We start from the raw sequence: 26,855 nt of genomic DNA on the forward strand, positions 1-26,855 counted from the left end.
AACGAAGGAAAACCGAATGGCTGTCCGGCTTGATGATATGGATCGCAAAATCCTCTCCCAGCTGCAGGAGGACGCCAGCCAGTCGCTCGACGAGATCGCGCGCAAGGTCGGCAGCTCGAAAACCCCGGTCTGGAACCGAATCCGTAAGATGAAGGATCTGGGTGTGATCGGGCGACAGACCGTTCTGCTGGATGCCGAGGCGCTGGGGCTCGAGGCCTGCTTCTTCGTGCTGATCCGCACGTCCGAGCATGAATCCGACTGGCAGCGCCGGTTTCTGGAGACCCTGCGTGCCCGCCCCGAGGTGCTGGAGGCGCACCGGCTGGCGGGCGACATCGACTATATCCTGAAGGTGCGGGTGAAGAACGCGCGCGCCTATGACCAGTTCTATCAGGCGCTGATTTCAGAGGTGAAGATCCACAACGTGACCGCGCTGCTGAGTATGGAGGAAATCAAATCCACCACTCTGCTGCCCTTGTAAGCGCCAAAGGGGGCGCCGCCCCCCGGCCTGTGGCCTCCCCCCGGGATATTTGTGCCAACGTGAAAGAGCGCTTTCATCTTGGAAAAAATATCCCGGGGGTGAATTGGCGCAGCCAAGAGGGGGCAGCGCCCCCTTAGTAGGTCACCATCAGCCGTTCCAACCCGTGGAAGTGATAGAGGTTGGCATAGCGGGGCGTTTCGGTCAGCCGCAGATCGGGTAGCCGTTTGAACAGCACCGGCAGCGCGGTGGTCAGTTCCAGCCGGGCCAGCGGCGCGCCGATGCAGAAATGCGCGCCTGCGCCGAAGGCGAAATTGGTCTGCACCGGGCGGCCGGGCCGGAACGCGGCGGGGTCTTCCCAGGGGCCCGGGTCGCGGTTGGCGCCCGCCAGCAACAAGCCGATCCGATCGCCCCGCCGGAAGCTGTGTCCGGCCAGCTCGATCTCTTCATAGACCCAGCGTGTGAACAGATGCAGTGGCGGGTCGGCGCGCAGGATTTCCTCGACCGTGCCCTCGATGCGCGCGGGGGTCAGCCAATCGCCGCCGGTCCCGGTTTCCAGCAGCGTCTTCACGCCATTGCCGATGGTGTGGACGGTGGCCTCGTGCCCGGCATTGAGCAGCAGGATGCAGGTGGCGATCAGCTCGTCGGGGCTCAGATGGGTGCCCGCCTCTTCGGCGGCGATCAGATGCGAGATCAGGTCGTCGGCCGGCGCGCGGCGTTTGCGGACGACATGATCGTGCAGGAAGGCCACGAAGGCCTCGGTGGCGCGCACGGCGGCCGCCTCGGTTTCAGGGCTGCGTCCCGCCTGATACATTCCGACCATGGCGTTCGACCAGGCCAGCAGATCGGGCGCGGCCGCTTCGGGCACGCCCAGAAGGCGCGCGATGAGGATGACGGGCAGGGGGCGCGCGAAGGCATCGAGCAGATCGTCGCCGCCGGGCGGCATCCGGTCGATCATCTGATGCGCCAGCGCCTCGATCTCCGGGGTGAGCCGCGCGATCCGGCCCGTTGTGAAGGCGTGCAGCACCAGCCGGCGCAGGCGGGCGTGGCGCGGGCCGTCCAGCTCCAGCATCGAATGCGCCTCGACGGCATAGAAGGGCGCCAGATGCGGCGGGATCGGTGGCGCGCATTCGGGCGGGGCCTCGCGCCCCAGCCGCCGGTCGCGCAGGGCTGCACCGACCACGGTTGCGCGTGCGGTAACGGGCAGGTCGTAGTCCGCCCAATGCACGAACGCGCCTGCTGCCCGCACCCTGTCGTAGAACGGATAGGGGTTTTGCACGAAGGCGGGGTCAAGGGGGGATTGGCTCAGGCTGATCATTCTGGCTCCGTAAACTGTGCCAAGATGCGCGGATCGGGCAGGGAATGACAAGGCGGACGCTTGATTTCGTGCACGCGCCGGGCGACCAAGGAAGAAAAGGAGATATCATGACCCAGCCTGCCGATCTGAGCATCACCCCCGTCAATGCCGATCAGCGTGCCGAATGGGCCGCGCTGTTTGCAGGCTATGCCGCGTTCTACAAGGTCGATCCCGCCCCCGCCGAGGCGCAGGTCTGGGATTGGATCTGCGACCCGGATGAACCGTTTCATGCGGAAATCGCCCGCGATGGCGCGGGGCGGGCGCTGGGGCTGGTGCAGTATCAGCTGATGCATCGTTCGCTGTCGGGGGGGATGGTGGTCTATCTGTCCGACCTGTTCACCCTGCCCGAGGCCCGGGGCATGGGGGTCGGGCGCGCGCTGATCGACCGGGTGCGGGCCTTTGCACGAGACGGGGGCTATCCGTCGGTGCGCTGGCTGACGCATGAAGGCAATGCCGCCGCGCGCGGGCTTTATGACAGTTACGCGCCGGCTTCGGGGTTCATCCTTTATGCCGTTGCGCCCTGAGCCCGCCTTTCGCCGCCCCGAGCCGATCATCCGGCGGCTGATGGTGCTGGCGCTGGCGCTGGGGGCGGTCGTCTGGGTGTCGGTGCTGGTCTGGCAGGTCTCGGCGCGGTCGGGTCTGGCGCAGTTGCAGACCCGGGCCGAGGCCGACCTGCGGCTGGCCGCCGACCGGCTGACCTCGGCCGTGGTGCAGTTCCGCGAGGTGGCCGTTCTGGCGGCAGAACATCCCTATGTGATGGATCTGGCCCGCGGCGAGGGCACCAAGACGCCCGGGGCCGTGGCCGCGGTTCTGCAGCGCATGGCCGACCGGGCCGGGGCGCAGGATCTGATGCTGCTCAGCCCCGGCGGGCGCGTTCTGGCCGGTCCCGAGGGGGCGCCTGCCTTTCTGCCTGCCGCCCCCGATCTGGTGCGCGCGGCACAGGGGGCGACGGGCGCGCATCACGGCGTCAACCCGGTCACGGGGCGGCGGTTCTATCGCTATGCCGCGCCGGTTTTTTCCAGCGGCGGCCCGGTCGCGGGGATCGTCGTGCTGAGTTTCGATGTCGATCGGGTCGAGGCCCCGGGGCGCGGCGATCCGGTGCCGGTCTGGTTCACCGATGCCGGAGGGGTGCAGTTCATCGCCAACCGCTCCGAGATGGTGTTGCAGGTCAGCCCCGGCGGCCGCCCCGATCCGGGCAGTTATCCGGCGGGTCATCTGACGCCCGCGCCTGCGCCGCGCCAGACCGTGCTGGCGGGGCAGGCGCTGATGGCGGGCGGCGGCTATCTGCCCGATCTGGCGCTGGAGGTGACCAAGGATCTGCCGGTGATCGGATTGACCGGCCACGCGCTGGGGGATGCGGGGGCGGTGTTGCGCACGGCGCGGGCGCAGGCGCTGTCGGTGGCGCTGGCGCTGCTGGGGTTCGGTGCGGTGATCCTTGCGCTGGCCGAACGCCGCCGGGCGCTGGCCGACCAACTGGCCGCCGAGGCACGCGCCAATGCCGCGCTGGAGGTGCGGGTGGCCGAACGGACCGCCGAACTGCAAGCGGCCAACGATCAGTTGACGCGCACCCAGGCTGAACTGGTGCAGGCGGGCAAGCTGTCGGCGCTGGGGCAGATGTCGGCGGGCATCAGCCACGAACTGAACCAGCCACTTATGGCGATACGGTCCTTTGCCGAGAATGCCGAACTGCTGCTGGAACGCGGTCAGGTGCAGGCGGCGGGTCAGACGCTGGCGCGGATTTCCGACATGGCGCGGCGGATGGGGCGGATCATCAAGAACCTGCGCGCCTTTGCCCGTTCGGAAAGCGAGCCGGCAACGCGCGTGGGTCTGGCTGCGGTGGTGGAAGGTGCGCTGGAACTGATGGCGGGGCGGATGGCGCGCGCGGGCGTGCATGTCGACTGGCAACGCCCCACCGCGCCCGCCATCGTAATGGGCGGCGAGGTGCGGCTCAGCCAGGTCACCGTCAACCTGCTGTCGAACGCGATCGAGGCGATGGAAGACTTGCCCGCGGGCGCGCCGCGCCGCATCACCATCCGCATCGCGCCCGGCGCCCCGGGCCATACCCGGCTGAGCATTCGCGATACCGGGCCGGGCATCGCCGATCCCTCGCGCATCTTCGACCCGTTCTATTCGACAAAGGAAGTCGGTAGCGAAGAGGGGCTTGGATTGGGCCTGTCGATTTCCTATGGGCTGGTGCAGGGGTTCGGCGGCACGCTGAGCGGGGCCAACGCCCCGGATGGCGGCGCGATCTTCACCGTGGATCTGCGCGCCGCACCGGAACCCGCGCGGGTCAAGGAGGGCGCATGACAACCAAGGTCTTGCTGGTGGATGACGACCGCGCGGTGCGCGAGGCCCTGGGCCAGACGCTCGATCTGGCGGGGCTGACGCCGGTGCTGGCGGGCAGCTATATCGAGGCCAAGGATCACATCGGCCCCGAGTTTGCCGGGATTGTGCTGAGCGACATTCGGATGCCCGGCAAGGACGGGTTTGCGCTGCTGGATCTGGTGCAGAAACGCGATGCGGAATTGCCGGTGATCCTGCTGACCGGTGAGGGTGATGTGCCGACGGCCGTGCGGGGGATGGCGGCAGGGGCCTTCGATTTTCTGGAAAAACCCTGCGCGCCCAAGGATTTGCTGGCCGTTGTCGAAAAGGCCCTGAAAACCCGCGCGCTGGTGATGGAGAACCGCGCGCTGAAGCGCGAACTCAAGCGCGGCGATGCGGCGGCGCGCATGCTGGTGGGGGCAAGCGCGGTGGCCGAGGGGCTGCGCGAGGCGGCACGCGCCGCTGCCCGCTCGGGCGCCGAGGTGCTGATTACCGGCGCGCCGGGCGCGGGCAATTCCAAGGTGGCCGAGGTGATCCACCTGCTGTCCGCCGCCGCCCCGCGCGCCTTTGTCAAACTGCCCGCCGCCCATCTGGCGCCCGAGGCGCTGGAGGCGGGGTTTGCCCGGGCCGAGGGCGGCACGCTCTATTTGGACGAGGTGGCCGACCTGCCGCAGCCCGCGCAATTCGCGCTGATCGAATTGCTGGAAACCCGGCTTGGCACCCGGCTGATCGCGGGCACCTATCGCGATCTGGCGGGCGAGGCCCGCGCCGGGCGCTTTCACCCCGATCTTTACTGGAAGCTCGACGGGGTGAAGCTGCGCATCCCTTCGCTGTCGGAACGCCCCGAGGATATTCCGATCCTGTTTCGCCATTATGTGCAGATGGCTTGCGAACAGTCGAACCTGGCGATGCCCGCGATCCCGCCTGAACTGAGCGCGCGGCTGATGGCGCGCGACTGGCCCGGCAATGCCCGTGCCCTGATGTCCGAGGCGATGCGCTTTGCGATGGGGCTGGGCGCCGAGGAGGCGCCGGAAACCCTGGGCCTGGCCGAGCGGATGGCGCAGGTCGAACGGATGCTGCTGGCCGAGGCCCTGACCCGCGCGGGCGGCAATGCGACCGAGGCGGCGGCGGCCCTGAAACTGCCGCGCAAGACGTTCTATGACAAGCTGGCGCGCCACGCCCTGCGCCCCGAGGATTTTCGCGGCGCCTGACGCGTGACCCGGGTCAGTCGTGCCTGAAAACCGTGCGACAATTCGCCCGGTTCGGCGAAAACATGTGCGGATTTTCGCACATTGCATCTGGTCCGTCCGCGCCGGAGTTTTTCTAACCTTCTGGAAACGGGCCAAAAACAGGCGTTACTCACGTCCTATCACGAAACTGTTGATCTGCCATGCACCAGGCGGTTGGCTTGGCGCAGGCGGAGCGGAGGGCTCTGCGACGATTTTGGCAGGTCTGGGAGGACACCATGAAAATCTTTACCGCCGCGATGACGGCCGTTGCCCTTGTCACCTCTGCGGGGGGCGCGTTCGCGCAATGCGACGACGGCGAAATGGTCATCAAATTCGCCCATGTCACCAATGCCGACAAACACCCCAAGGGTATCGCCGCCAGCCTGTTCGCCGAGCGCGTGAACACCGAGATGAACGGCAAGGTCTGTGTCGAGGTCTACCCGAACTCCACCCTTTACGATGACGATCAGGTGCTCGAGGCGATGCTGCAGGGCGACGTGCAGATGGCCGCGCCCAGCCTGTCGAAATTCGAAGCCTTCACCAAGGTCTTCAACCTGTTCGACCTGCCCTTCATGTTCAAGAACATGGAAGCCGTGGACGCGTTCCAGAATTCGGATATCGGCCAGCAGATGAAATCCTCGATGGAACGGCGCGGGCTGAAGGGGTTGGAATTCTGGCACTCGGGGCTGAAACAGTTCTCGGCCAACAAGCCGCTGTTGCTGCCGACCGATGCGAAGGGGCTGAAATTCCGCGTGCAGCCCTCGGATGTGCTGGTCGCGCAGATGAAGGCGCTGGATGCCAGCCCGCAGCCGATGGCCTTCTCTGAAGTCTATGGCGCGCTGCAGACCGGTGTTGTCGACGGGCAGGAAAACACCTGGTCCAACAGCTATGGCCAGAAATATTACGAAGTGCAGGACAGCATCACCGAAACCAACCACGGTCTGCTCGATTACCTCGTCGTCGTTTCGACCGACTGGTGGGATAGCCTGGACCCGGCCGTGGCCGAACAGCTCGGCACGATCCTGCACGAGGTCACGGTGGAGCGTAACGCGGCCGTGAACGAGGTCGAACTGGCGGCGCGTCAGTCGATTCTGGATGCGGGCGGCAAGATCAACGTGCTGACCCCTGAACAACGTCAGGCCTGGGTCGATGCGATGATGCCCGTGTGGGAGCAATTCGTCGATGGCGTGGGCCAGGACAACATTGATGCGGCGCAGGCGATCAACGCGCAGAACTGAGACGTCTGTCCGACAGGGGGCGCGCGGGAGGCTTCGGCCTTCCGCGCGGTTTCCCACTTAATTTCCGGGGGATACCATGAGCGCGAAATATGCGCCCAAATCGGCCTTGGGCCGGGCTGTTCACAGCTTCGAGGAAACCGCGATTGCGGTGATCCTGGGGCTGATGACGCTGATCACATTCGTCAATGTGGTGCTGCGCTATGTCTTCAGCCATTCGATGATCTGGGGGCTCGAAGCGACCTTGATCCTGTTCGCCTGGCTCGTGCTGTTTGGCATGTCCTACGCGGTCAAGGTGACCGCGCATCTGGGTGTCGATGCGGTGATGGGCATGGTCGGTCACGGCCCGCGCCGGGTGATGGCGTTGGCCTCGGCTGCGCTGTGCCTGATCTACGCTTTCCTGTTGATGAAAGGCGCGTGGGACTACTGGGCCCCCTTCGGCGGGTTTGACCAGACCGGCGGGCGCTGGTTCCCCGAAGGCTTCATCAAGACCCGCGATCAGGCCTGGTATGAGACCGAAACCATCCCGATGCCCGACTGGCTGCGCTTCATCGAAGGGCCGATGAACGCGGGCGAGCATTACGGCAAGCTGCCGCGTTTCATCCCCTATTTCATCCTGCCCTTCGGTGTGGCGCTGTTGTTCTTCCGGCTGGCGCAGGCCGCTTGGGATGTGCTGCGCGGGCGGCGCGAGGCGCTGATCGTCAGCCACGAAGCCGAAGATGCGGTGGCCGATGTGCGCCATCTGAACGCCGAGGAATAAGCCATGGATATCGCACTTCTTTTTGCCATGGTCATCGGTTTCATGCTGATCGGCGTGCCGATCGCGATCTCGCTGGGGCTCAGTTCGATCCTGTTCCTGCTGTGGTATTCCGACACCTCTCTCGCCTCGGTCGCGCAGGCGCTTTATCAGGCGATGGAGGGGCATGCGACGCTGCTGGCCATTCCCTTCTTCATCCTGGCCTCGTCCTTCATGTCGACGGGTGGCGTGGCCAAGCGGATCATCCGCTTTGCCATTGCCTGCGTGGGCCATCTGCCCGGCGGTCTGGCGATTGCGGGGGTGTTGGCCTGCATGCTGTTTGCCGCACTTTCGGGCTCCTCGCCCGCGACCGTGGTCGCCATCGGGTCCATCGTGATCGCGGCGATGCGGCAGGTCGGCTATTCCAAAGATTTCGCCGCCGGTGTGATCTGCAACGCGGGCACCCTGGGCATCCTGATCCCGCCCTCGATCGTGATGGTCGTCTATGCCTCGGCCACCGATGTGTCGGTCGGGCGGATGTTCCTGGCGGGCGTCATTCCGGGGCTTCTGGCGGGCGTGATGCTGATGGCCACGATCCTGAGCATCGCGATCTACAAGAAACTGCCCAAGGGCGAATGGCAAGGCTGGGGCGAGGTCTGGGACAGCTTCCGCGATGCCTTCTGGGGGCTGATGCTGATCGTCATCATCATGGTCGGGCTTTACGGCATTCCGGGCGTGATCAAGGGGATCTTCACCCCGACCGAGGCCGCCGCCGTCGCCGCCGTCTACGCCTTCTTCGTCGCGAATTTCATCTACCGCGACATGGGGCCGCTCGATGCGGGCGAACAGAAGATCCCGCTCTGGCGCAAGCCGCAGGCGCTGATCACCACCTTCATGCATCCCGCGACGCGCGCCACCCTGTTCGAGGCGGGCAAGCTGACAGTCACGCTGATGTTCATCATCGCCAACGCGCTGATCCTGAAACACGTCCTGACCGACGAACAGATCCCGCAAAAGATCACCGAGGCCCTGCTGGGTGCCGGTCTGGGCAAGATCATGTTCCTGATCATCGTCAACGTGATCCTGCTGATCGGCGGGCAGTTCATGGAACCCTCGGGGCTGATCCTGATCGTGGCGCCGCTGGTCTTCCCGATTGCGATCGAACTGGGCGTCGACCCGATCCATCTGGGCATCATCATGGTGGTGAACATGGAAATTGGCATGATCACGCCGCCGGTGGGGCTCAACCTCTTCGTCACCTCGGGCGTGGCAGGGATGCCGATCATGCGGGTCGTGCGCGCGGCCCTGCCGTTCCTGGCGGTGCTGTTCGTCTTCCTGATCCTGATCACCTATGTGCCGTTCCTCAGCACCTGGCTGCCGACCTCGGTCATGGGGCCCGAAACGATCGTGAAGTAAGGGGGCAGGGGGCTCTGCCCCCGCCCGTTCCGGGCCCCCCGGGATATTTGATCCAGAAAGAAACAGGAAAACGGGGGCAGGGATCAGATCCCTGCCCCTGCGTTTTAGGGCCGTGCTTTCACTTTGGCAGAAATATCCCGGGGGAGAGGCCGCAGGCCGAGGGGGCAGCGCCCCCCTGCGCCGCTCAGGCCGCGTCCAGCGCCGCGATGATCGCGCCGAAATCCGCGGCCTTCAGCGAGGCCCCGCCGACCAGCGCGCCATCCACATTCGAAGTCGCGAAGATTTCCGCGGCATTCGAGGGCTTGACCGATCCGCCATAGAGCACCCGCATCAACCCGCCCTCGGCCCCGAACCGGCCCGCCAGTTCCGAGCGGATGAAATCATGCACCTCGGCGATCTGCGCCAGCGTGGGCGTGCGTCCGGTTCCGATCGCCCAGATCGGTTCATAGGCAATCACGGTGTTGGCGCCGGTGGCGCCGTCCGGGGTCGAGGCGAACAGCTGTTGCCCGATCACATCCAGCGTCTCGCCCGCATCGCGCTGCGCTTCCGTCTCGCCCAGGCAGATCACCGCCACCAGCCCGGCCGCACGCGCGGCCTGCGCCTTGGCGCGCACCATCTCGTTCGTTTCGGCATGATCCGCGCGGCGTTCGGAATGGCCGACGATCACATGGCTCGCGCCGGCATCCTTCAGCATGGCCGCCGCAATGTCGCCGGTATGCGCGCCCGAGGCATTGGCGTGGCAATCCTGCCCGCCGACCGCGATCTTGCCTTGGGTCAGTGCGGCCATCGCCGCGACCAGTGTCGCGGGCGGGCACAAAAGCACCTCGCAGCCCGGTTCGGGATGCGCCGCCATCAGCGCGGAAACCTCGCTCAGGCTGGCGGTGGTGCCGTTCATCTTCCAATTGCCTGCGGCCAGTTTTCTGCGCATCTGCCCCTCCTGTCTGGTTTGCGCCAGATTAGGGCAGGGCGGGCGCGGGCGCAAAGGGCAAATCCGCGCGGGCGGGTGGCGGGGCTCAGCCCGCGTCGGTCATGTCGCGGAATTTCACCGACTCGCCGCAGCCGCAGCTTTCGGTGACGTTGGGGTTGCGGAACTTGAAGCCGGATTCAAGCAGGCCGACTTCGTAATCAATCTCGGTGCCCAGCAGGAACATCTGCGCCATCGGCGCGATCAGAACCCGCGCAGGACCGTCCTCGACCACGATATCCATCGGCCCGGCCTCGGCGGCGACTTCCATCGTGTATTCCATCCCCGCGCAGCCGCCCTTCTTGACGCCGATGCGAAACCCTGCCGCGCCTTCGCGCGCCATCAGCGCGGCGATCTGCGCGACTGCGGCGGGGGTCAGCGTGACGGGGGGCTTGCCGGGAATGGCGAACATGGGTCTCTCCTGAACTGTCAGGGTCATAGATAGGGGCGGCGCGGGCCCGGGGCAAGCGCCGCCCGCCCGTTACAGCGTCGGATAGTCGGTGTAGCCCTCGGCCCCGCCGCCATACAGCAGCGCAGCCCGCAGCGGGTTCAGCTCGGCCCCGGCTTCCAGCCGCGCAGGCAGGTCGGGGTTGGCGATGAAGGCGCGGCCAAAGGCCACCGCATCCGCCGTGCCATCCGCCACCGCCTGCAGCGCCATCTCGCGGGTGTAGCCGTTGTTGGCGATGTAGGGCGCCGCGATCTGATCGCGCAGGGCCTCGAGCGCGCCTTCGGGCCAGTCCCGCGGGCCGCCGGTGGCGCCCTCGACCATATGCACGAAGGCCAGCGGACGTTTGTTCAGCTCGGCAATCACCGCGCCGAACAGGGCGGGCGTGTCGCTGTCCAGCCCGACGTTGTTGGCGTTGGAATAGGGCGAGATCCGAATGCCCACACGCCCCGGCCCCCAGACGCCGATCACCGCATCGACAACCTCGGTCAGGAACCGCACGCGATTGGCAATCGTCCCGCCATAGGCATCGGTGCGTTTGTTCGAGGTGTCACGCAGGAACTGGTCGATCAGATAGCCGTTGGCGGCGTGAATCTCTACCCCGTCAAACCCCGCGTCCTTGGCATTTTGCGCGGCTTTCGCATAGTCCGCCAGAATGCCGGGGATTTCGTCGATCTCCAGCGCACGCGGCGTCGTGGTTTCGACAAAGCCGGTGCCGTCGAAGGTTTTCGACCCCGCCGAAATCGCCGAAGGGCCGACCGGATCGGCCCCGCCCAGCAGGCTCGGGTGCGAAATCCGTCCCACATGCCACAGCTGCGGCACGATCTTGCCGCCTGCGTCATGCACCGCGTCGACGATCTTGCGCCAGCCCGCGACCTGCTCGTCGCTATAGATCCCGGGCGTCCAGGCATAGCCCTGCGCCATCGGCGAGATTTGTGTGCCCTCGGTCACGATCAGCCCGGCACTGGCGCGCTGACGGTAATACTCGACCATCAGATCGGTGGGCCGCAGGTCGGGCGCGCGGTTGCGCGTCAGCGGCGCCATCACGGTGCGGTTGGCGATCTCGATCTGGCCAAGACGGGTGGGGGTGAACAGGGCTTCGGTCATCGGATGATCCTGAATCTGGGGCGCGAAGGGCGCGCAAAACTGAACATGTGCGTTCAAGCTGGGGCAGGGATCGCGGCCATCAAGGGCAGGGGGCGTGGCCAGCTGCACAGGAGCGCCCCAATCTGTGCGATCTTGTGCAAATGAAAACGGCGCGCACCTTTTGGGGTGCGCGCCGTTATTCCAAGACTTCAACAGGTTACATGAAGCCCAGTTCCAGCCGCGCCTCGTCGGACATCATGTCCATGCCCCATTGCGGATCGAAGGTCATCTCGACATCGACCGATTTCACACCGGCCACGCATTCCACCGCATCCTGCACCCATTGCGGCATCTCGCCCGCCACCGGGCAGCCCGGCGCGGTCAGGGTCATGATGATGCGCACGTCGTTTTCATCGCTGATCGTGATCGTGTAGATCAGCCCAAGGTCATAGATGTTGACCGGGATTTCCGGGTCGAACACCGTCCGGCAGGCCTCGACCACGCTGTCATGCAGCGGGTGCTCGGTGCTCGAGGGCTGGATCAGCGGGGTGCCTTCAAGCGGGGGCTGGGCGTCGGTGGTCATGGGAAGTCCCGATCCTGTGGATTGTCGAGCGAATATATAGGAAATTCCCCGGGGCAGGTAAAGGCCACCCCGGCGGGCAAATCGGCGCGGCCCGCTTTGACAGAACAGGGCGCAGGGGCGGGGCATCTGCGCCCGACGCTTGACCCGCGCGCCGATCCGCGCCACATCCCGGGCATGGTTCCGCTCGACAAACTCGCCCAGATCACGCAGCGCTTCGAATTTCTCGAGGCGCGGCTGAACGCACCCGCGACGCCCGCTGAAATCGCCGCCCTGTCGCGCGAATATTCCGGTCTGAAGCCGGTGGCCGATCAGGTTGCGGCCTATCGTACGGCGCTCGACGACGTGGCCGAGGCCGAGGGCTGGCTGGCCGACCCCGAGATGAAAGCCCTGGCCGAGGAAGAGCTGCCGCGCCTGCGTGCGCGCATCCCGGAAATGGAACAGGCGCTGCGGCTGGCGCTGCTGCCCAAGGACGCCGCTGATGCCCGCCCCGCGATCCTGGAAATCCGCCCCGGCACCGGCGGCGAGGAAGCCGCGCTGTTTGCGGGCGATCTGCTGCGGATGTATCAGCGCTATGCCGAAACCATGGGCTGGCGGTTCGACTTGCTGGACCTGACCCAGACCGAACTGGGCGGCGTCAAGGAGGCGGTCGCGCGGATCGAGGGCGAGGGCGTCTTTGCCCGGCTGAAATACGAATCCGGCGTGCATCGCGTGCAGCGCGTGCCCGAGACCGAGGCGGGCGGCCGCATCCATACCTCGGCCGCGACCGTCGCCGTGCTGCCCGAGGCCGAAGAGGTCGATATCGACATCCCCACCAGCGACATCCGCATCGACACGATGCGTGCCTCGGGTGCGGGGGGGCAGCACGTCAACACCACCGACAGCGCCGTGCGCATCACCCACCTGCCGACCGGCATCGTTGTGACCAGTTCGGAAAAATCCCAGCACCAGAACCGCGCCAATGCGATGGCGGTGCTGCGCGCGCGGCTTTACGAGGCCGAGCGCGACCGGCTGGCCAGCGAACGCGCTGACAGCCGCAAGTCGCAGGTGGGCTCGGGCGATCGGTCGGAACGGATCCGCACCTACAACTTCCCGCAAGGCCGGCTGACCGATCACCGCATCAACCTGACGCTTTATGCGCTGGCGCAGGTGATGAACGGCGATCTGACCGAGGTGATCGACGCACTGATCGCTCACGATCAGGCCGCAAAACTGGCGGAGATGGAGGGATGAGCGCCCCCCAGACCGCGCAGGTCGCCCTGGTCGCCGCCGTGCGCCAACTGACCGCCGCCGGGATCGAGGGCGCCGCCACCGACGCGCGCCGCCTGCTGGCGCATGCGATGGGGATGGCGCCCGACCGGCTGACCCTGCATCTGCAAGACCCGCTGACGCCAGAGCAGGCCGCGGCCTTCTGCGCTGCGCTGACGGCGCGTGCGGCCCGTCAGCCGGTGGCCCAGATCACCGGCCGGCGCCTGTTCTGGGGGCAGGATTTCCACGTCACCCGCGACACGCTCGACCCGCGCCCCGAAACCGAGGGGCTGGTGGCCGCCGCGCTGGAACGGCCCTTCGTCAAGGTTCTGGATCTGGGCACCGGGACCGGCTGCATCCTGCTCAGCCTGCTGAAATCCATGCCGATGGCGACGGGGCTGGGGGGCGATATTTCCGCAGCCGCCCTTGATGTGGCGCGGGGCAATGCCGAACGGCTGGGGCTGGCCAGCCGCGCGCGCTTTCAGCAGGCCGACTGGTTCGCGGGCATCCGTGGCATGTTCGATCTGATCGTATCCAACCCGCCCTATATCGCCGCCGCGGAAATGGCCGGCCTGTCCCCCGAGGTCCGTGACTGGGAACCGCATGCGGCCCTGACCCCGGGCGGCGACGGGCTGGATGCCTATCGCGCGATTGCGCGGGGCGCGGGGGCGCGGCTGCTACCGGGCGGGCGGATCGTGCTGGAAATCGGGCCGACGCAGGGCGCGGCCGTGGCCGCGCTGCTGGCCGAACAGGGGTTCGAGCGGATCGAGATCCGCCCCGATCTGGATCGGCGCGACCGGGTGGTTTTGGCACATAAACCCGTGGGCGAAACCGGCTGTGGTTGTGCCTGAGCGGGTTTTGTCGTGCATTTTGCACATAAACCGGGGTAAAATGCCGCATCCCCGCAGATTTCTGCTTGTCACTGCGCGCAGTGCATGATTAGTCAAATGCGTGCTGGGTGGAAATTGATCCCCCGCACGGCTCAGCTTCACACTGCGGGTCATACGGTCTTCGGCGGGCAGATGCCCGGTTCTCTTCGCAAGATCGTGTCGCCTGCATGGGCCCCTTGCCGGGCAGCCCAGACCTCAGCACCCCTTCGGGGAAAGACACACGAAAGCTCATGAGATCTTCCAAATCCCGTTCGCGTTCCAAGTCGAACCGCCAGCGCTCTGTCGGCAATGTCATCAATCGGGTCTTTGACAGCTCCGGTCCCGAAGGCAAGGTCCGCGGCACGCCGCAGCAGATCATCGACAAATACCTGATGCTGGCGCGTGACGCCCAACTGTCCAACGACCGGGTGGCCGAGCAGAACTTCCTGCAACATGCCGAGCATTACACCCGCCTGCTGGGCGAGGCGCAGCGTGAAATGGCCCGCGAACAGGAAGAACGGCAACGCCAGCAGGGCCAGGGTGGCAACCAGAACGGTGGCAACCAGAACGGCGCAAATCAGGGTGGCAATCAGAACGGCGGCTCCAACGCGCCGCGCGATCGGTTCGAACCCCGCCCGGACGAGCCGCGCGACGCGGAACCCACCACGCCCGATCTGCCGCCGGTGGAAGAGGATGGCCCGGGTCTGGTCGAGACGCCGGAAATGCGCGCAGAGGCTGCCGCCGGGGCCGAGCCTGCCGCCGAAGGCGCCGCAGAGAGCAAGTCGTCGAAATCGCGCAGCCGCCGCAGCCCGCGCAAACCGCGTGAGCAGCGCGCCGACAAAGAGGCCGCCCCGGCCACCGAAGGATCGGCCGACTAAGCGCCCGATCACGACCAGACTGCAGAACCGCGCCCCGCAAGGCGCGGTTTTTCATTGTGCGGCGACGATCCGGGCAAGGTGGCAGAACTGTTCCAGGCTGACCCGTTCGGCGCGTTCGGTGGGCGCGATCCCGGCCTCTTCCAGCAGCGCCTCGATGTTCGGGGCAACCCCTTTCAGCGACGCGCGCAGCATCTTGCGCCGCTGATTGAACCCCGCCGCGACGATCCGGTTCAGGACTTTCGGGTCCGCCGGATAGCGCGGCGCGGGCAGGGCCTTCAGATGGACCACCGCCGAATGCACCTTGGGCGCGGGGGTGAAGGCCTCGGGCGGCAGATGCATCACGATCTTCACATCGCAGCGCCACTGCGCCAGCAGCGCCAGCCGCCCGTAATGATTGTCGCCGGTCTTTGCCACGATCCGCTGCGCGACCTCTTTTTGGAACATCAGCGTCAGACTGTCCCAGAACGGCGGCCATTCGGGCGGCGTCAGCCAGCGTACCAGTAGTTCGGTCCCGACATTATAGGGCAGGTTGGCGGCGATCTTGATCGGCGGGGTCAGATGGGCGGCCACGTCGATCTCCAGCGCATCGCCGTTGATCACCTCCAGCCGCCCGGGATAATGCGCCGCGATCTCGGCCAGCGCGGGCAGGCAGCGCGGGTCCTTCTCGACCGCCAGCACCCGGCGCGCGCCCTCGGCCAGCAGCCCCCGGGTCAGACCGCCGGGCCCGGGCCCCACCTCCAGCACATCGCAGCCGGTCAGATCGCCCGCGCAGCGCGCGATCTTCGCGGTCAGGTTCAGATCCAGCAGGAAGTTCTGGCCCAGCTGCTTTTTCGCGATCAGATCATGGGTGCGGATCACCTCGCGCAGCGGGGGCAGCCCGTCAAGTGCCGTCATCTCCGACCTCCTTGTTTCATCTTGGCGCAAATATCCTCGGGGGTCCGGGGGCAGACAGCCCCCGGCGCGCGGTGCCAGAACCACGGAGGCAAGGGGGCGCTGCCCCCTCGGCCTGCGGCCTCACCCCCGGGATATTTGAGCCAAAGTGAAAGGGCAAGCCGCGCGGGGCGTTCAGCCGCGCCGCGCCGCGCCCATCTGCGCGGCCAGTTTCAGCGCAGCGATCAGGCTGGACGGGTTGGCCACGCCGCGCCCGGCGATGTCATAGGCGGTGCCGTGATCGGGCGAGGTGCGCACGAAGGGCAGGCCCAGCGTGACATTCACGCCCTCGTCGAAGGCCAGCGTCTTGATCGGGATCAGCGCCTGATCGTGATAGGCGCAGATCGCCGCGTCATAGCGCGCGCGGGCGGCGGCGTGGAACATCGTATCGGCGGGCAGCGGGCCGGTGACGGCGTAGCCCTCGGCGCGCAGGCTTTCGATCGTGGGGATCATCCAGTCCTGTTCTTCGTGGCCCATCGCGCCGCCTTCGCCCGCATGCGGGTTGAGCCCGGCAACGGCAAGGCGCGGATTCTCCAGCCCGAAATCCCGGGCAAGCCCCTCGGCGGTGATCCGCACCGCATCGCGCAGCACCTCGGGGGTAAACGCGGCGGGCACGTCATGCAGCGCGATATGGATGGTGGCGGGCACCACGCGCAGCCCGGGGGCCGCGAGCATCATCACCACCTTGGCGCCGCCTGCCAGATGGGCAAGATATTCGGTATGGCCCGGAAAGGCGAAGCCGGCGCCGTCTTTCAGCGCCTTCTTGTGGATGGGCGCGGTGCACAGGGCCGAGCCTTCGCCGCGCATCACCAGATCGACGCCGCGCGCGATCACATCGATCACCGCGCGGGCATTGGCGGGGTCGGGCTGGCCGGGCAGGGCGGCTTCGGGGAAGGCATGGGGCAGCACCGGAAGCGCCGCACCCGCATGGCTGAGCGCCTCGGCCGGCTCGGCGATTTCGCGCACCCGGGTGCCGCGGGGCAGATGCGCGGGGTCGCCCAGCCACACGAAAGGCAGGCTGGCCCCCAGCGTTTCCCAGGCCTTGGCGGCGATTTCAGGCCCGATGCCCGAGGGATCGCCACAGCTGAGGATGACGGGCGCCAGACTCATTTGCGCACGATCACCGCATTGGCCATCAGATCGGCCAGATAGCTGTCGGCATAAGAGGCCAGCCGGGCGTTGGTCAGGCCATTGGCCACCGCGGTGCGGTCAGGCGCGGTCTCGCCTTCGGCCTGGCTGCGTTCGCGCTTGCACAGCATCAGCACGACGGTGTTCGGGCCGCGGGTCAAAAGCCGCGTCTCGCCGATATCCATCGTTGCCAGCGCCAGCCCGATATCCTGCGGGATCGCCCCTTGCGGTTGGGTGTCGCGCAGCAGCCGTTCGGCGGGCAGGCCCTTGGCCAGACCGTAAAGATCGTCGCAGCGATCGGCCTTGTCCTGCATCATGGCGGCGCTGGCGGCGGTTTCGGGCGCCCCTGCGGGACCTGCGATAAACTGCGCATACTCAAGGGTTTGCGCCTCTTGCGTCACCGGGCCGCCTTCGTCCAGCGCCCGCAGCATGAAGACCGCAACCGCATTGGGGATTTCCACCGGCGCGCTGGCCTGACCGGGCGCGAGGCCCAGCACGATGCTGCGCAGCGCGGGCGGCAGGTTGGCGATCGGCAACCAGTCCAGACGCCCGCCGCGCGGCGCCGAGCTCGAGGCCGATACCTGCCGGGCCGCTGCCCCGAACGCGCCGTCGCCCTTGAGTTTCGAGACACGCTGCGCTTCGGCCGTGGCCTCGGCTTCGCGGCCGGGCGGCGCCGGGATGATGATTTCGGACAGCAGCACACGGGTGCCCTGGCCGCGCTGGCTTTCGGTCAGCAACGCGCGGTCGATCTCGGCTTCGGAGATCTTGACCCGGGGGCCGTATTTCTCGCGGATCAGGGCGCGCCACAGGGCGCCGGCCCGCACGAAATCGCGGAAGGTCTGTTCCTCGACGCCGCCCTTGGCAAGTTCGGCGACGAACTGTTCGGTGCTCAGATTGGCGCGTCCGGCAAATTCGCTCATGCCGTCGGTCAGGGCCTGCTCGCTCAGGGTGATGCCCATCATCTTGGCCGCCGACACCCGCAGCCGGTCCTCGATCAGCCCGTCTTCGGCAAGCTTGCGCAGATCGCCCGACTGCCGCAGCAGGGTCAGGAACTTCGTCCGCTGGTCGATTTCATAGCCGGTGATGCCCAGATCGTTGACCATGATGACCGGGGCGAAGGGGCTGTTGGCCTGCGCGCGCGCCTGAGGGGCGCCAAGCGGCAGGGCAAGCACCGCAACCGCGGCAAGAAGGCTCAGAAATCGTATCATGGTAGGCTCCGCCCGTCTTTCATCGTCGCGTCTGTCTGTCGTCTCGTCTGTCCGGGGCCCGGTTGCCCCGCCTGTCTTGTCCGGTCGATCTGGCCGCTCAGCGGGCGCAGACCCGGCGCGCGGCCCCGGTCGTGGTGCCCGCACCAAAGCCCGCCAGCTGCACCGAGATGCCAACGCCGGTTTCGGGCTTCACACTAGAGGAGGAAGTGAAACGACGCGAGAGGGAAAGATCCACGGTGACGCATTCGTTGGCATATTGCAGGCCGAGCTTGGCCTTGGCCGCGCGCTCGGCGGTGAAGTCATAGCGCGTTTCAAAATTGCCGGTCCAGCCGGTGCCCCATCCCCAGCCGGTCGACAGCAGCAATTCCGAGGTCGGCACCAGGCGGCCTTCGGCGGGGTTGGTTTCCATCCACAGATACCCGGCCGCGATCTGATACTTGTCGCCGGCATAGGCCATCCGCAATTCCTCGCGCGAGACATCGAAACTGTCGTCGAACAAGGCCCGGTTCGACACGATCAGCCCCGTGCCGGTGCTCAGATGCGTCGCCAGCAACCAGTCGGAGCGTTTGCCCGCCAGACCCGATCCCGCGGTGAACTGGCCCAGATCCTCGGCATGCAGCACCCGGCCCATGGTGACCCCGAGCGACCAGCCCGAGGCATCGTGGCGCGTCCAGCTGAGCCCCAGATTGGCCCGTGCGCCGCGTTCGCGCGCATCTCCGCCGGGGAAGCGCGACATCGAGAACAGGTTGCCTTCGTCGAATTCGGTCAGCCAGCTGTCCTCGTTGGGCAGATCGGCGGGGGTCTTGCCGCTCCAGACCAGTTGCGCCACGGGTTCGATGACATGTGCGGCGCGTCCAGAGGTCTTGACCCAGGGCCAGCGCAGTTCGACGCCCACGCTGGGCAGGCTGCGCAGCAGGGTGTCGGGATAGGCCGGGTCCTGCGTGACCTGCACCACATCTGTGGCCAGTTCCGCCTGAGTCGAGGCCAGAATGCCGCCGCCCAGCAGCCAGTTGCGCCGCCAGTCCGCGATCATCGAGGCGCGCACCCGGTCGCGCCCGTCGGGCACGGTGTCGTCATCGGGCCCGTCCACGGTCAGATCCGAGGCACGGCGCAGCGCGCTGAACTGCCATTCCAGCGTCGCTTCGCCCCCGATCCCGGAAGGGTGGAACACCTGCAGCCAGCTCAGATCGCCCGCCAGCATCGGTTCGGTGGCATTGCTTTCGCCGTCGCGGATCGAATGGGTGTTGCCCGCCCGCAGCCAGATCAGTTCGTCGTCGCGCACCCGGTCCAGCGTCAGCCCCGACCAAAGCCGGTCGTCCCCGGTGATGTCGTAGTTCAGCAGATAGGACGGGTCGCTCGTCATCCGCACCTGCAGGCCGAGCGTGAAATCCAGCGGCAGATCGAATGTGCCGTCGGCGAACAGATAGCCGCGCGCCTCGCCGGGCAGCACGCTGTCGCGGCTGTAGGCGCCCTCGATGCTGAACGTGCCCGCGTTGAAGGCCCGGCGGTAGCGTGCGCCCAGCGTATAGGTGTGCGAAGTCGAGAGGTAAGGCTCCAGCGTCAGGTCCGCGCTTTTGCCCAGTTCGATGAAATAGGGCAGCTTGATCCCCGCGCCGAGGCTGGATGTGCTGCGCAGCGTCGGGCGCAGGAAGCCGGTCATCCGCTCGACCGTGGGATCGGGCATGCGCAGATGCGGCCAGTAAAGCAGCGGCACCCCCATCGCGCGGAACTGCGCGCCGTCGAACATCAACTGGCGGGTTTCAGCGTCATGGGTGATCTTGCGCGCGCGGATTTCCCACAGCGGCGTTTCATCGGTCACGCAGATCTGGCAGGACGAGGCCACGACCTGCGTCAGCGTGGTATAGCGCCCGCCCTGACGCCGGATCTTCGCTGCCGCCAGCTGCAATTCGCGTGCCATCACCATGCGCGCGCCGGTCAGGATGCCGTTTTGCAGGTCGCGCGACAGCTGCGCCTGATCGGCCAGCAGGATATTGCCGGTCTGGCCCGGTTCGATCAGCCGGATCGGCCCGTCGATGGTCAGCTGGTCGGTCTCGCGGTCATAGACCAGCCTCGCGGCGGTCAGCCGGTTCGAGCGGTAGTAGATCTCGACCGCGCCCTCGGCGATCAACTGGTTCGAACCGCTCAGCACGATGCGGTCGGCCAGCAGGGTCGCGGCCTCGTCCTGCACCGGGGCGGTGGTGTCGGCGGTCTGGGCCTGCGCACCGGGGCCGCCCGGCACCAGCCCCAGCGTCAGCAGGGCGGCCAGCGTCAGCGCCCAAGCCGGGCGCGCGGGGCGGCGGGTCAGGGGGGGCAAGACAGGGGCCGCCATCAGCCATCCTCCAGATGCAGCAAAAGCGCCAGCGACAGCATCAGCGCGATGGCGGGCGGGGCCCAGGCCGCCAGCGCCACCGGAATCTGCCCGTTATCGCCCAGAACTTGCGCCACATTGCGCAGGAAGAAAACCCCCAGCCCGGCGCCAAGGGCCAGCAGCACCATCGAGCCGGTGCCGCCAAAGCGCACATGGCGCATGGTAAAGCCCGCCGCGATCAGCACCATCGCCGCCAGCACCAGCGGCTGGGCCAGTTCCATCTGGAACCAGACCATGTGGCGGCGCGCCGAGAATCCCGCCTTTTCCAGCGCCGCGATGAAGCCCGGCAGATCCCAGACCGGCACCGCAGAGGGGGTGCCGAAACTGTCACGGATACGATCGGCGGTCAGGTCCGAGGGCAACCGCAGCACGGCCGAGGTGGTCGCGTCGCGTTCGGGGTTGGTCGAGGCGCCCAGCGGCCAGTCCTTGGCCTCGCCCAGCACCCAGGCGCCGGGATCAAGCTGTGCGGTTGCCGCGTCGATCCGGCGCACCGGGCCTTCGCCCGGGGCAAAGATCAGGAAGGTCACGTCATACAGAACCGTCGCATCCAGATTGGCCCGCGCCGCGCGGATCACCGCCTGACCGCCGGCCACCTCTTCGGTGCCCTGCCGCATCCAGACGCCCTCGCGACCGATCGACACGGTCTGCGCCCCGCCCGCGGTATAGCGCCCGGCCAGCGTTTCATAGGCCTTGGCGGTGGCCGACACGATCGGGTTGCCCACCATCACCGCCAGCGCCCCGAAGATCAGCGCCACCGCGACCGGCGCCAGCAGCATGCGCAGCGCCGAGCGCCCGGCCGCACGCACCACCACCAGTTCCGAGCTGCGCGCCAGCCCCAGAAACAGCACCACCGCCGCCAGCATCACGATCAGCGGCAGGATAGTATAAAGCGATCCGGGCACCGTCAGCGCGGACAGGATCGCCGCCTCGCGCAGCCCGACGCGGGCCGCATCATAGCGGCGGATCTGCTCGACCATCTCGATCAGGAACAGAATGCCCCAGAAGGTCGCGCCGACCATCAGCAGGCTGCGCACGAAGCGCCGCGCGATATAAAGCGAGAGCGTCATGCCGGGGCGCCTCCGCCAGTGGCGGGCTCGGCGCCGCGCGGGGTGCGCAGGCGGCGCGGGCGCGTGGCCAGCCACAACAGACCTGCCGCCGCGGCCAGACCCAGGGCGACCGGCAGATAGGCCAGCCCCCACAGATCGGGCGCACCGCGCATCGCGCTGTCCGTGGCATTGGCCATGAATTGCACCGCAATCAGCCCCACCGTCGCCAGCCCGATCTGCCGCCACAGGCCAAAGCGCGAAAAGCCGCCCAGCATCAGCGCGGCAAAACCGATCAGCGCCGCAACCGGCGCCAGCAGCGGCTGCGCCAGCCGCTGGTGCAGTTCAAGCCGCGCGCTCTGTGTATCCGAGCCGGTCAGTTCCAGCACCTCGGGCGTGGGCGCGATCAGCGCCCAGGTCGGCAGATCCTCCCAACCGCGCCGGGCGCCGGCCGAGGCGCCCATCAGCCCGGCGATGTCATAGGTGAAATTCGAAAACCGGGTGATCGCCAGGCTGGCGTCGGCAAAGCGCAGCGTCTGCGCCATGCCGTCAAGCATGATCAGCTTGGGCCCGGTATCCGAGCGCACGATCAGCGCCTTTTCGGCAGTATAGGTCGTGCGGGTGCCTGCGGCCCGGCCATCGGACAAGAACAGGTCGAGCAGCTCGCCCAGCGGAGAAATCTCGCGAATGTAGATCGTGACGCCGTCGGTCGGATGCTGGAAGCTGCCCTCGATCAGGAATTGCGCGGTGACATTCTCGGAAATCTGCGCCTGCCGGTCGGCCAGACGCGCCCGCGCGGCGGGCACCAGCGCATGCACCAGCACCAGCATCAGCACCGCCACGATCAGCCCGAACATCGCCACCGGCCGCGCCAGCCGCCAGGGCGAGGCGCCGGTGGCCTGCATCACCACCAGTTCGCTGTCCTGAGCCAGCCGGTTGACCGCATAGATCGTGGCCGCGAAGGCCGCGACCGGCAGCACCAGCCGGATCACGTTGGGCAGGGTCAGCGCGGTGAATTCCAGCACCACCAGCGCGGTCTGCCCGTCGGAAATCAGCTTGTCGAACAGCCGCACCGCCTGGTTGACCCAATAGACCGACACCAGCACAAGCGCGAAAAAGCCGAACAGCGCCATCAGCTGGTGCAGCAGATATCGGTCCAGTCGTGTCAACCCTGTCCATCCCCCCGGATGCGTTTGTCCCTCTCTACCGTGTCCGCGCCTGCGGGGAAAGGGCGCACGCCTGCGCTTTTCATTTTCCCGCGCGGGCCTTAGGCTCGGGCGCGATATTCCGCGCATGTCCGTGCGCGCCCTGTTGCCGCCCCCTCCGGCCATCCCGGCCGGCCAATCCCGGAGACCGCCATGACCCATCCCGTCGCCATTCACTTTCGCGAAACCGATCTGGAGGCGCTGGCCGCGCGCAAGGGGCAGATCGCCGTGCCGGTGGACCCGTCGGGCAAGCTGTCGCCCGGGGCGCGCCGACTTGACCGGCTGATGCGCGGGGGGCTCAAGCGCGCGGTCGCGGCCGAGGCCTTCACCAAGCTCAAGCCGGGCGAATCGCTGGTGCTGGGCTGGCCTGCCGGATTGGCCGCCGAAGCCGTGGTCGTGCTGGCGCTGCCGCGTCGGGCGGCGGTGGCCGAGGCGCGCAAGGCAGGGGCGGCGGTTGCCAAGGCGCTTGGCCCCGATGGGGCGCTGGTGCTGGCCGAATCCCATCCGCGTGCGGCCGAGCTGGCCTTCGGTCTGGCGCTGCGGGCCTATCGCTTCGACTATCATACCGAAGAGAAGAAGCCCTTCGGCGCGGTCGATGTCATGGTCGCCAATCCCGAGGCGGTGGCCGCGCAGGCCGCGCCCCATGCCGCGCTGGCCGAGGGCGTGTTCTTCACCCGCGATCTGGTGAACGAGCCCGCGAATATCCTGACCACCGACGATTTCGCCGCGCGTCTGGCGGCGATGCAGGAACTGGGTCTTGAGGTCGAGATCCTGGAAGAACCCGATCTGGAGAAACTGGGCATGCGCGCGCTTCTGGGCGTGGGGCAGGGCTCGGAAAGCCCGTCGAAGGTCGTGGTGATGCAGTGGAACGGCGGCGGCGACGAAGCGCCCTTCGCCCTGGTCGGCAAGGGCGTGACCTTCGATACCGGCGGCATCTCGATCAAGCCCGCGGCGGGGATGGAAGAGATGACGATGGACATGGGCGGCGCGGGCGTCGTGGCGGGCGTGATGCGCACGCTGGCGCTGCGCAAGGCCAAGGCCAATGTCGTGGGGCTGGTGGGGCTGGTGGAAAACATGCCCGACGGGCGCGCGCAGCGCCCCGGCGATATCGTGAAATCCATGAAGGGCGACACGATCGAGGTCATCAACACCGACGCCGAGGGGCGTTTGGTGCTGGCCGATGTGCTGTGGTATGCGCAGGACCGTTTCGCGCCCCGCGCGATGATCAACCTGGCCACGCTGACCGGCGCGATCATCATCGCACTGGGGCATGACAACGCGGGCGTGTTCAGCAATGACGACGAACTGTCGCACGATCTGCTGCGCGCGGCCACGGCCGAGGGCGAGGGCGCCTGGCGGATGCCGCTGCAACCCGCCTATGACAGCCTGATCAAATCGCGTCTGGCCGATATCAAGAACACCGGCGGGCGGCCCGCAGGCTCGATCACCGCGGCGGCCTTCCTGCAGAAATTCGTGAAACCTGATGTGCCGTGGTGCCATATCGACATCGCCGGCGTCGCGCTGCCGCCGACCGAGACCACGCTGGCGCCGAAAGGGGCCACCGGCTGGGGCGTGATGACGCTCGACCGGCTGATCCGCGACCGCTTCGAAGGCTGAGCGCATGCCCGCGCTGTTCTATCACCTGCTCGACAGCCCGCTGGAGGAGGTGGCCACGACGCTGCTGACCCGTGCGCTGGCGCAGGGCTGGCAGATCGAATTGCGCGGGCGCGATCCGGCCCGGATGGCCTGGCTTGACGACCGGCTCTGGCTGGGCGGCGATGAAAGCTTTCTGCCGCACGGGGTGGCGGGCGGCCCGCATGACGCGCTGCAACCCGTGCTGCTGACCACAAGCCCGCAAGGTGCGGGACGGCAGGCGGTGATGGCAATTGATGGCGCGCCGGTGGCGCCCGAAGAAATCGCCACGCATGAACGGATCTGGATCCTGTTCGATGGTCACGACACGCTGGCGGTAGAACGGGCCCGCGAGCAATGGCGCGAACTGACGGCGGGCGGGGCCGCGGCGCAATACTGGCGCGAGGAAAACGGGCGTTGGGAGAAGAAGGCCCAAAGCTGAGCGGGGTGGCCGGTCGGGTCCGAGTATTTGGACCAGGAAGAAATCACTGCCCCGCGTTGGCATTTCTTCTTGGCAAAAATACTCATCTTCTGCCGATCTCCGCCGCGCGCGATTCGGGGGTGGCTGCGCGCGCCGCTTCCCATCGGCGCGGGCTTGCGCTAGAACCCGGCGCCTGAGCGCAGGAGCCCCCGCATGACCCAGAAATTCAGCTTCACCCTGAACGCCACCGATGGTGCCGCCCGCACCGGGGTGATCCATACCCCCCGGGGCGAGATCCGCACGCCTGCCTTCATGCCGGTGGGCACGGCGGGAACCGTCAAGGCGATGATGCCGGAATCGGTGGCGGCGACCGGGGCCGATATTCTGCTGGGCAATACCTATCACCTGATGCTGCGCCCGACCGCCGAACGCATCGCGCGGCTGGGCGGTCTGCACCAGTTCATGAACTGGCAAAAACCGATCCTGACCGACTCGGGCGGGTTTCAGGTGATGAGCCTTGCCTCGCTGCGCAAACTGACCGAGGAAGGTGTGCGGTTTTCGTCCCATATCGACGGCTCCAAACACATGCTGACGCCCGAACGCAGCATGGAAATCCAGCGTCTGCTGGATTCCGATATCGTGATGGCCTTCGACGAATGCCCCGCGCTGCCCGCCACCGAAGACGAGGTCGCCAAATCCATGCGGCTCAGCATGCGGTGGGCGCTGCGCTCGCGCGAGGCGTTTGGCGATCGTCCGGGCTATGCGCTGTTCGGCATCATGCAGGGCGGCGTGACCCGCGATCTGCGCGAGGAATCGGCGCGCGCGCTGACCGAGATCGGCTTCGAGGGCTATGCCGTCGGCGGTCTGGCGGTGGGCGAGGGGCAAGAGGCGATGTTCGGCGTGCTGGATTACGCGCCGGGCTTCCTGCCCGCAGACAAGCCGCGCTACCTGATGGGGGTGGGCAAGCCCGATGACATCGTGGGCGCGGTCGAACGCGGCATCGACATGATGGATTGCGTGCTGCCCTCGCGTTCAGGGCGGACCGGGCAGGCCTGGACGCGGCGCGGACAGGTCAACATCAAGAATGCGCGCCACATGGACGATCCGCGCCCGCTGGACGAGGCCTGCAGCTGCCCGGCCTGCCGCAACTATTCGCGCGCTTATCTGCACCATGTCTTCAAGGCGCAAGAGATGATTTCGGGCATGCTGCTGACCTGGCACAACCTGCATTACTATCAGGAACTGATGCAGGGGCTGCGCGATGCGATCGCGGGCGGGCGGCTCAGCGCTTTCGTGGCAGAGTTCCACGCGCAGCGCGCAATGGGGGATATCGAGCCGCTGTAAGGGGATCAGTTCAGGCCGGCGATCATCACCACGGCCGCGTAATGCGTGGCGGCGGCGGCGATCACATGGCCATGCCAGATCGCGCGCGAGAAGGGCAGCGATTTCAGGCTGTAGAACACCGTGCCCAGCGTATAGATCGCGCCGCCCGTGCCCAGCAGGACCAGCACCGCCAGCGGCAGCCCCTGCACCAGCGGCCAGATCGCGATGACCCCGAGCCAGCCCATCGCGAGATACAGCCAAAATCCCGCCCGCTCGAACCGGTGAAAGAAGCCAAGCTTCATCACCATCCCCAGCAGCGCCAGCGCCCAGATCGCGCCGGTCAGCCACAGCCCGGTGATCCCGCCCAGACCCAGCAACGCCATCGGCGTATAGGTGCCCGCGATCAGCAGATAGATCGCCGCGTGGTCGAAGCGGCGCAGCACCGCGCGGGTCGGCGCATGCAGCGTCATGTTGTAGCCCGCCGAAAACCCGAACGAGGCCAGCAGCCCGACCGCATAGACGACCAGCGGCCAGATCTGCCCGCCCCGCGCGGTCAGCGCGGCCCAGACCATCAGCGCCGTGACCCCGGCGACAGCGGCGATCACGCCCAGCACATGCATCACGCCATCGGCGAAATGCTCTTTGAAGGAATGGGGAAGGTGGTAACGGGTCATCGGGCGCTCCGGGGGTTCGGGCGATCCTAGCAAATCCCGCTTCAGCACACCAATCACGACGCCGCGTCAAGGGGCCGGGGAAA

25 protein-coding genes are annotated in these 26,855 nt (G+C 67.1%); 13 read left to right on the forward strand and 12 right to left on the reverse strand.

Annotated features, from left to right (window positions below):
• Window positions 1–16: 16 nt before the first annotated feature.
• Window positions 17–478 (forward strand): Lrp/AsnC family transcriptional regulator, encoded by a 462-nt coding sequence (locus P2G62_RS14655; protein WP_275735653.1) that lies wholly within the window; start codon window positions 17–19, stop codon window positions 476–478.
• Between the two features lie 133 nt (window positions 479–611).
• Here the strand turns inward: P2G62_RS14655 and P2G62_RS14660 are convergent, their stop codons facing one another.
• Window positions 612–1,793, reverse strand: coding sequence for a cytochrome P450 (locus P2G62_RS14660; RefSeq protein WP_275735654.1), 1,182 nt, complete (start codon window positions 1,791–1,793; stop codon window positions 612–614).
• A gap of 107 nt (window positions 1,794–1,900) precedes the next feature.
• On the opposite strand from P2G62_RS14660, the gene P2G62_RS14665 reads away from it, so the two are divergent.
• From P2G62_RS14665 to P2G62_RS14690, 6 genes are all read left to right on the forward strand, one after another.
• Complete coding sequence (locus tag P2G62_RS14665; protein ID WP_275735655.1) at window positions 1,901–2,356, forward strand: GNAT family N-acetyltransferase; 456 nt, start codon at window positions 1,901–1,903, stop codon at window positions 2,354–2,356.
• Window positions 2,340–4,139, forward strand: coding sequence for an ATP-binding protein (locus P2G62_RS14670; RefSeq protein WP_275735656.1), 1,800 nt, complete (start codon window positions 2,340–2,342; stop codon window positions 4,137–4,139). The genes P2G62_RS14665 and P2G62_RS14670 overlap by 17 nt, the downstream gene beginning before the upstream one ends.
• The gene (locus P2G62_RS14675) at window positions 4,136–5,365 is read left to right on the forward strand and encodes a sigma-54 dependent transcriptional regulator (protein WP_275735657.1); all 1,230 of its coding nucleotides are present in this window, start codon (window positions 4,136–4,138) and stop codon (window positions 5,363–5,365) included. Before P2G62_RS14670 ends, P2G62_RS14675 begins: the two co-directional genes overlap by 4 nt.
• Window positions 5,366–5,619: 254 nt before the next feature.
• Window positions 5,620–6,621, forward strand: coding sequence for a TRAP transporter substrate-binding protein (locus tag P2G62_RS14680; protein ID WP_275735658.1), 1,002 nt, complete (start codon window positions 5,620–5,622; stop codon window positions 6,619–6,621).
• 76 nt (window positions 6,622–6,697) lie between these two features.
• Window positions 6,698–7,378, forward strand: a complete 681-nt coding sequence (locus P2G62_RS14685) for a TRAP transporter small permease (RefSeq protein ID WP_275735659.1) — start codon at window positions 6,698–6,700, stop codon at window positions 7,376–7,378.
• Between the two features lie 3 nt (window positions 7,379–7,381).
• On the forward strand, window positions 7,382–8,770 hold the full coding sequence (locus P2G62_RS14690; RefSeq protein ID WP_275735660.1) for a TRAP transporter large permease subunit: 1,389 nt from the start codon (window positions 7,382–7,384) through the stop codon (window positions 8,768–8,770).
• Window positions 8,771–8,954: 184 nt separating this feature from the next.
• Here P2G62_RS14690 and tpiA read toward each other — a convergent pair whose 3' ends face one another.
• The 4 genes from tpiA to P2G62_RS14710 all read right to left on the reverse strand — a co-directional run bounded on the left by tpiA (window position 8,955) and on the right by P2G62_RS14710 (window position 11,848).
• The gene (gene tpiA / locus P2G62_RS14695; RefSeq protein WP_275735661.1) at window positions 8,955–9,698 is read right to left on the reverse strand and encodes a triose-phosphate isomerase; all 744 of its coding nucleotides are present in this window, start codon (window positions 9,696–9,698) and stop codon (window positions 8,955–8,957) included.
• 85 nt (window positions 9,699–9,783) lie between these two features.
• Window positions 9,784–10,146 carry an iron-sulfur cluster assembly accessory protein gene (locus tag P2G62_RS14700; protein WP_275735662.1) on the reverse strand — a complete coding sequence of 121 codons (363 nt, stop codon included), beginning with the start codon at window positions 10,144–10,146 and terminating at the stop codon, window positions 9,784–9,786.
• A 69-nt stretch (window positions 10,147–10,215) separates the two neighbouring features.
• Window positions 10,216–11,286, reverse strand: coding sequence for an alkene reductase (locus tag P2G62_RS14705; protein WP_275735663.1), 1,071 nt, complete (start codon window positions 11,284–11,286; stop codon window positions 10,216–10,218).
• A gap of 196 nt (window positions 11,287–11,482) precedes the next feature.
• Complete coding sequence (locus P2G62_RS14710) at window positions 11,483–11,848, reverse strand: SUF system Fe-S cluster assembly protein (protein WP_275735664.1); 366 nt, start codon at window positions 11,846–11,848, stop codon at window positions 11,483–11,485.
• Window positions 11,849–12,022: 174 nt separating this feature from the next.
• On the opposite strand from P2G62_RS14710, the gene prfA reads away from it, so the two are divergent.
• The 3 genes from prfA (at window position 12,023) to P2G62_RS14725 (ending at window position 14,840) form a co-directional block, all read left to right on the forward strand.
• Window positions 12,023–13,078, forward strand: coding sequence for a peptide chain release factor 1 (gene prfA, locus P2G62_RS14715; RefSeq protein ID WP_275735727.1), 1,056 nt, complete (start codon window positions 12,023–12,025; stop codon window positions 13,076–13,078).
• Window positions 13,075–13,944, forward strand: coding sequence for a peptide chain release factor N(5)-glutamine methyltransferase (gene prmC, locus P2G62_RS14720; RefSeq protein ID WP_275735665.1), 870 nt, complete (start codon window positions 13,075–13,077; stop codon window positions 13,942–13,944). The genes prfA and prmC overlap by 4 nt, the downstream gene beginning before the upstream one ends.
• Before the next feature lie 269 nt (window positions 13,945–14,213).
• Window positions 14,214–14,840: a DUF4167 domain-containing protein gene (locus P2G62_RS14725; protein ID WP_275735666.1), complete on the forward strand. Its 627-nt coding sequence runs from the start codon at window positions 14,214–14,216 to the stop codon at window positions 14,838–14,840.
• Window positions 14,841–14,891: 51 nt separating this feature from the next.
• On the opposite strand, the gene rsmA is transcribed toward P2G62_RS14725, so the two are convergent.
• The 6 genes from rsmA to lptF form a co-directional block, all read right to left on the reverse strand.
• Complete coding sequence (rsmA, locus tag P2G62_RS14730; protein ID WP_275735667.1) at window positions 14,892–15,734, reverse strand: 16S rRNA (adenine(1518)-N(6)/adenine(1519)-N(6))-dimethyltransferase RsmA; 843 nt, start codon at window positions 15,732–15,734, stop codon at window positions 14,892–14,894.
• Window positions 15,735–15,905: 171 nt separating this feature from the next.
• Entirely contained in the window at window positions 15,906–16,880 is a 975-nt protein-coding gene (gene pdxA, locus P2G62_RS14735) for a 4-hydroxythreonine-4-phosphate dehydrogenase PdxA (RefSeq protein WP_275735668.1), read from the reverse strand.
• Window positions 16,877–18,106: a peptidylprolyl isomerase gene (locus P2G62_RS14740; RefSeq protein WP_275735669.1), complete on the reverse strand. Its 1,230-nt coding sequence runs from the start codon at window positions 18,104–18,106 to the stop codon at window positions 16,877–16,879. The genes pdxA and P2G62_RS14740 overlap by 4 nt, the downstream gene beginning before the upstream one ends.
• Window positions 18,107–18,203: 97 nt before the next feature.
• Complete coding sequence (gene lptD, locus P2G62_RS14745) at window positions 18,204–20,435, reverse strand: LPS assembly protein LptD (protein ID WP_275735670.1); 2,232 nt, start codon at window positions 20,433–20,435, stop codon at window positions 18,204–18,206.
• Window positions 20,435–21,541 carry an LPS export ABC transporter permease LptG gene (lptG, locus tag P2G62_RS14750; protein ID WP_275735671.1) on the reverse strand — a complete coding sequence of 369 codons (1,107 nt, stop codon included), beginning with the start codon at window positions 21,539–21,541 and terminating at the stop codon, window positions 20,435–20,437. The genes lptD and lptG overlap by 1 nt, the downstream gene beginning before the upstream one ends.
• A complete protein-coding gene (gene lptF / locus P2G62_RS14755) occupies window positions 21,538–22,686 on the reverse strand; it encodes an LPS export ABC transporter permease LptF (RefSeq protein ID WP_275735672.1) in 1,149 nt (382 codons plus the stop codon). The genes lptG and lptF overlap by 4 nt, the downstream gene beginning before the upstream one ends.
• 189 nt (window positions 22,687–22,875) lie before the next feature.
• Here lptF and P2G62_RS14760 point away from each other — a divergent pair, with 189 nt between their 5' ends.
• From P2G62_RS14760 to tgt, 3 genes are all read left to right on the forward strand, one after another.
• Entirely contained in the window at window positions 22,876–24,339 is a 1,464-nt protein-coding gene (locus P2G62_RS14760; protein WP_275735673.1) for a leucyl aminopeptidase, read from the forward strand.
• Between the two features lie 4 nt (window positions 24,340–24,343).
• On the forward strand, window positions 24,344–24,796 hold the full coding sequence (locus tag P2G62_RS14765) for a DNA polymerase III subunit chi (RefSeq protein ID WP_275735674.1): 453 nt from the start codon (window positions 24,344–24,346) through the stop codon (window positions 24,794–24,796).
• 192 nt (window positions 24,797–24,988) lie between these two features.
• Window positions 24,989–26,119 carry a tRNA guanosine(34) transglycosylase Tgt gene (tgt, locus tag P2G62_RS14770; protein ID WP_275735675.1) on the forward strand — a complete coding sequence of 377 codons (1,131 nt, stop codon included), beginning with the start codon at window positions 24,989–24,991 and terminating at the stop codon, window positions 26,117–26,119.
• Window positions 26,120–26,124: 5 nt separating this feature from the next.
• Here tgt and P2G62_RS14775 read toward each other — a convergent pair whose 3' ends face one another.
• Window positions 26,125–26,772 (reverse strand): hemolysin III family protein, encoded by a 648-nt coding sequence (locus tag P2G62_RS14775; RefSeq protein WP_275735676.1) that lies wholly within the window; start codon window positions 26,770–26,772, stop codon window positions 26,125–26,127.
• Window positions 26,773–26,855: the final 83 nt, after the last annotated feature.

The sequence above is a fragment of the Paenirhodobacter sp. CAU 1674 genome, assembly GCF_029222945.1.
In the GTDB taxonomy this organism is placed as follows: Bacteria; Pseudomonadota; Alphaproteobacteria; order Rhodobacterales; family Rhodobacteraceae; genus Rhodobacter.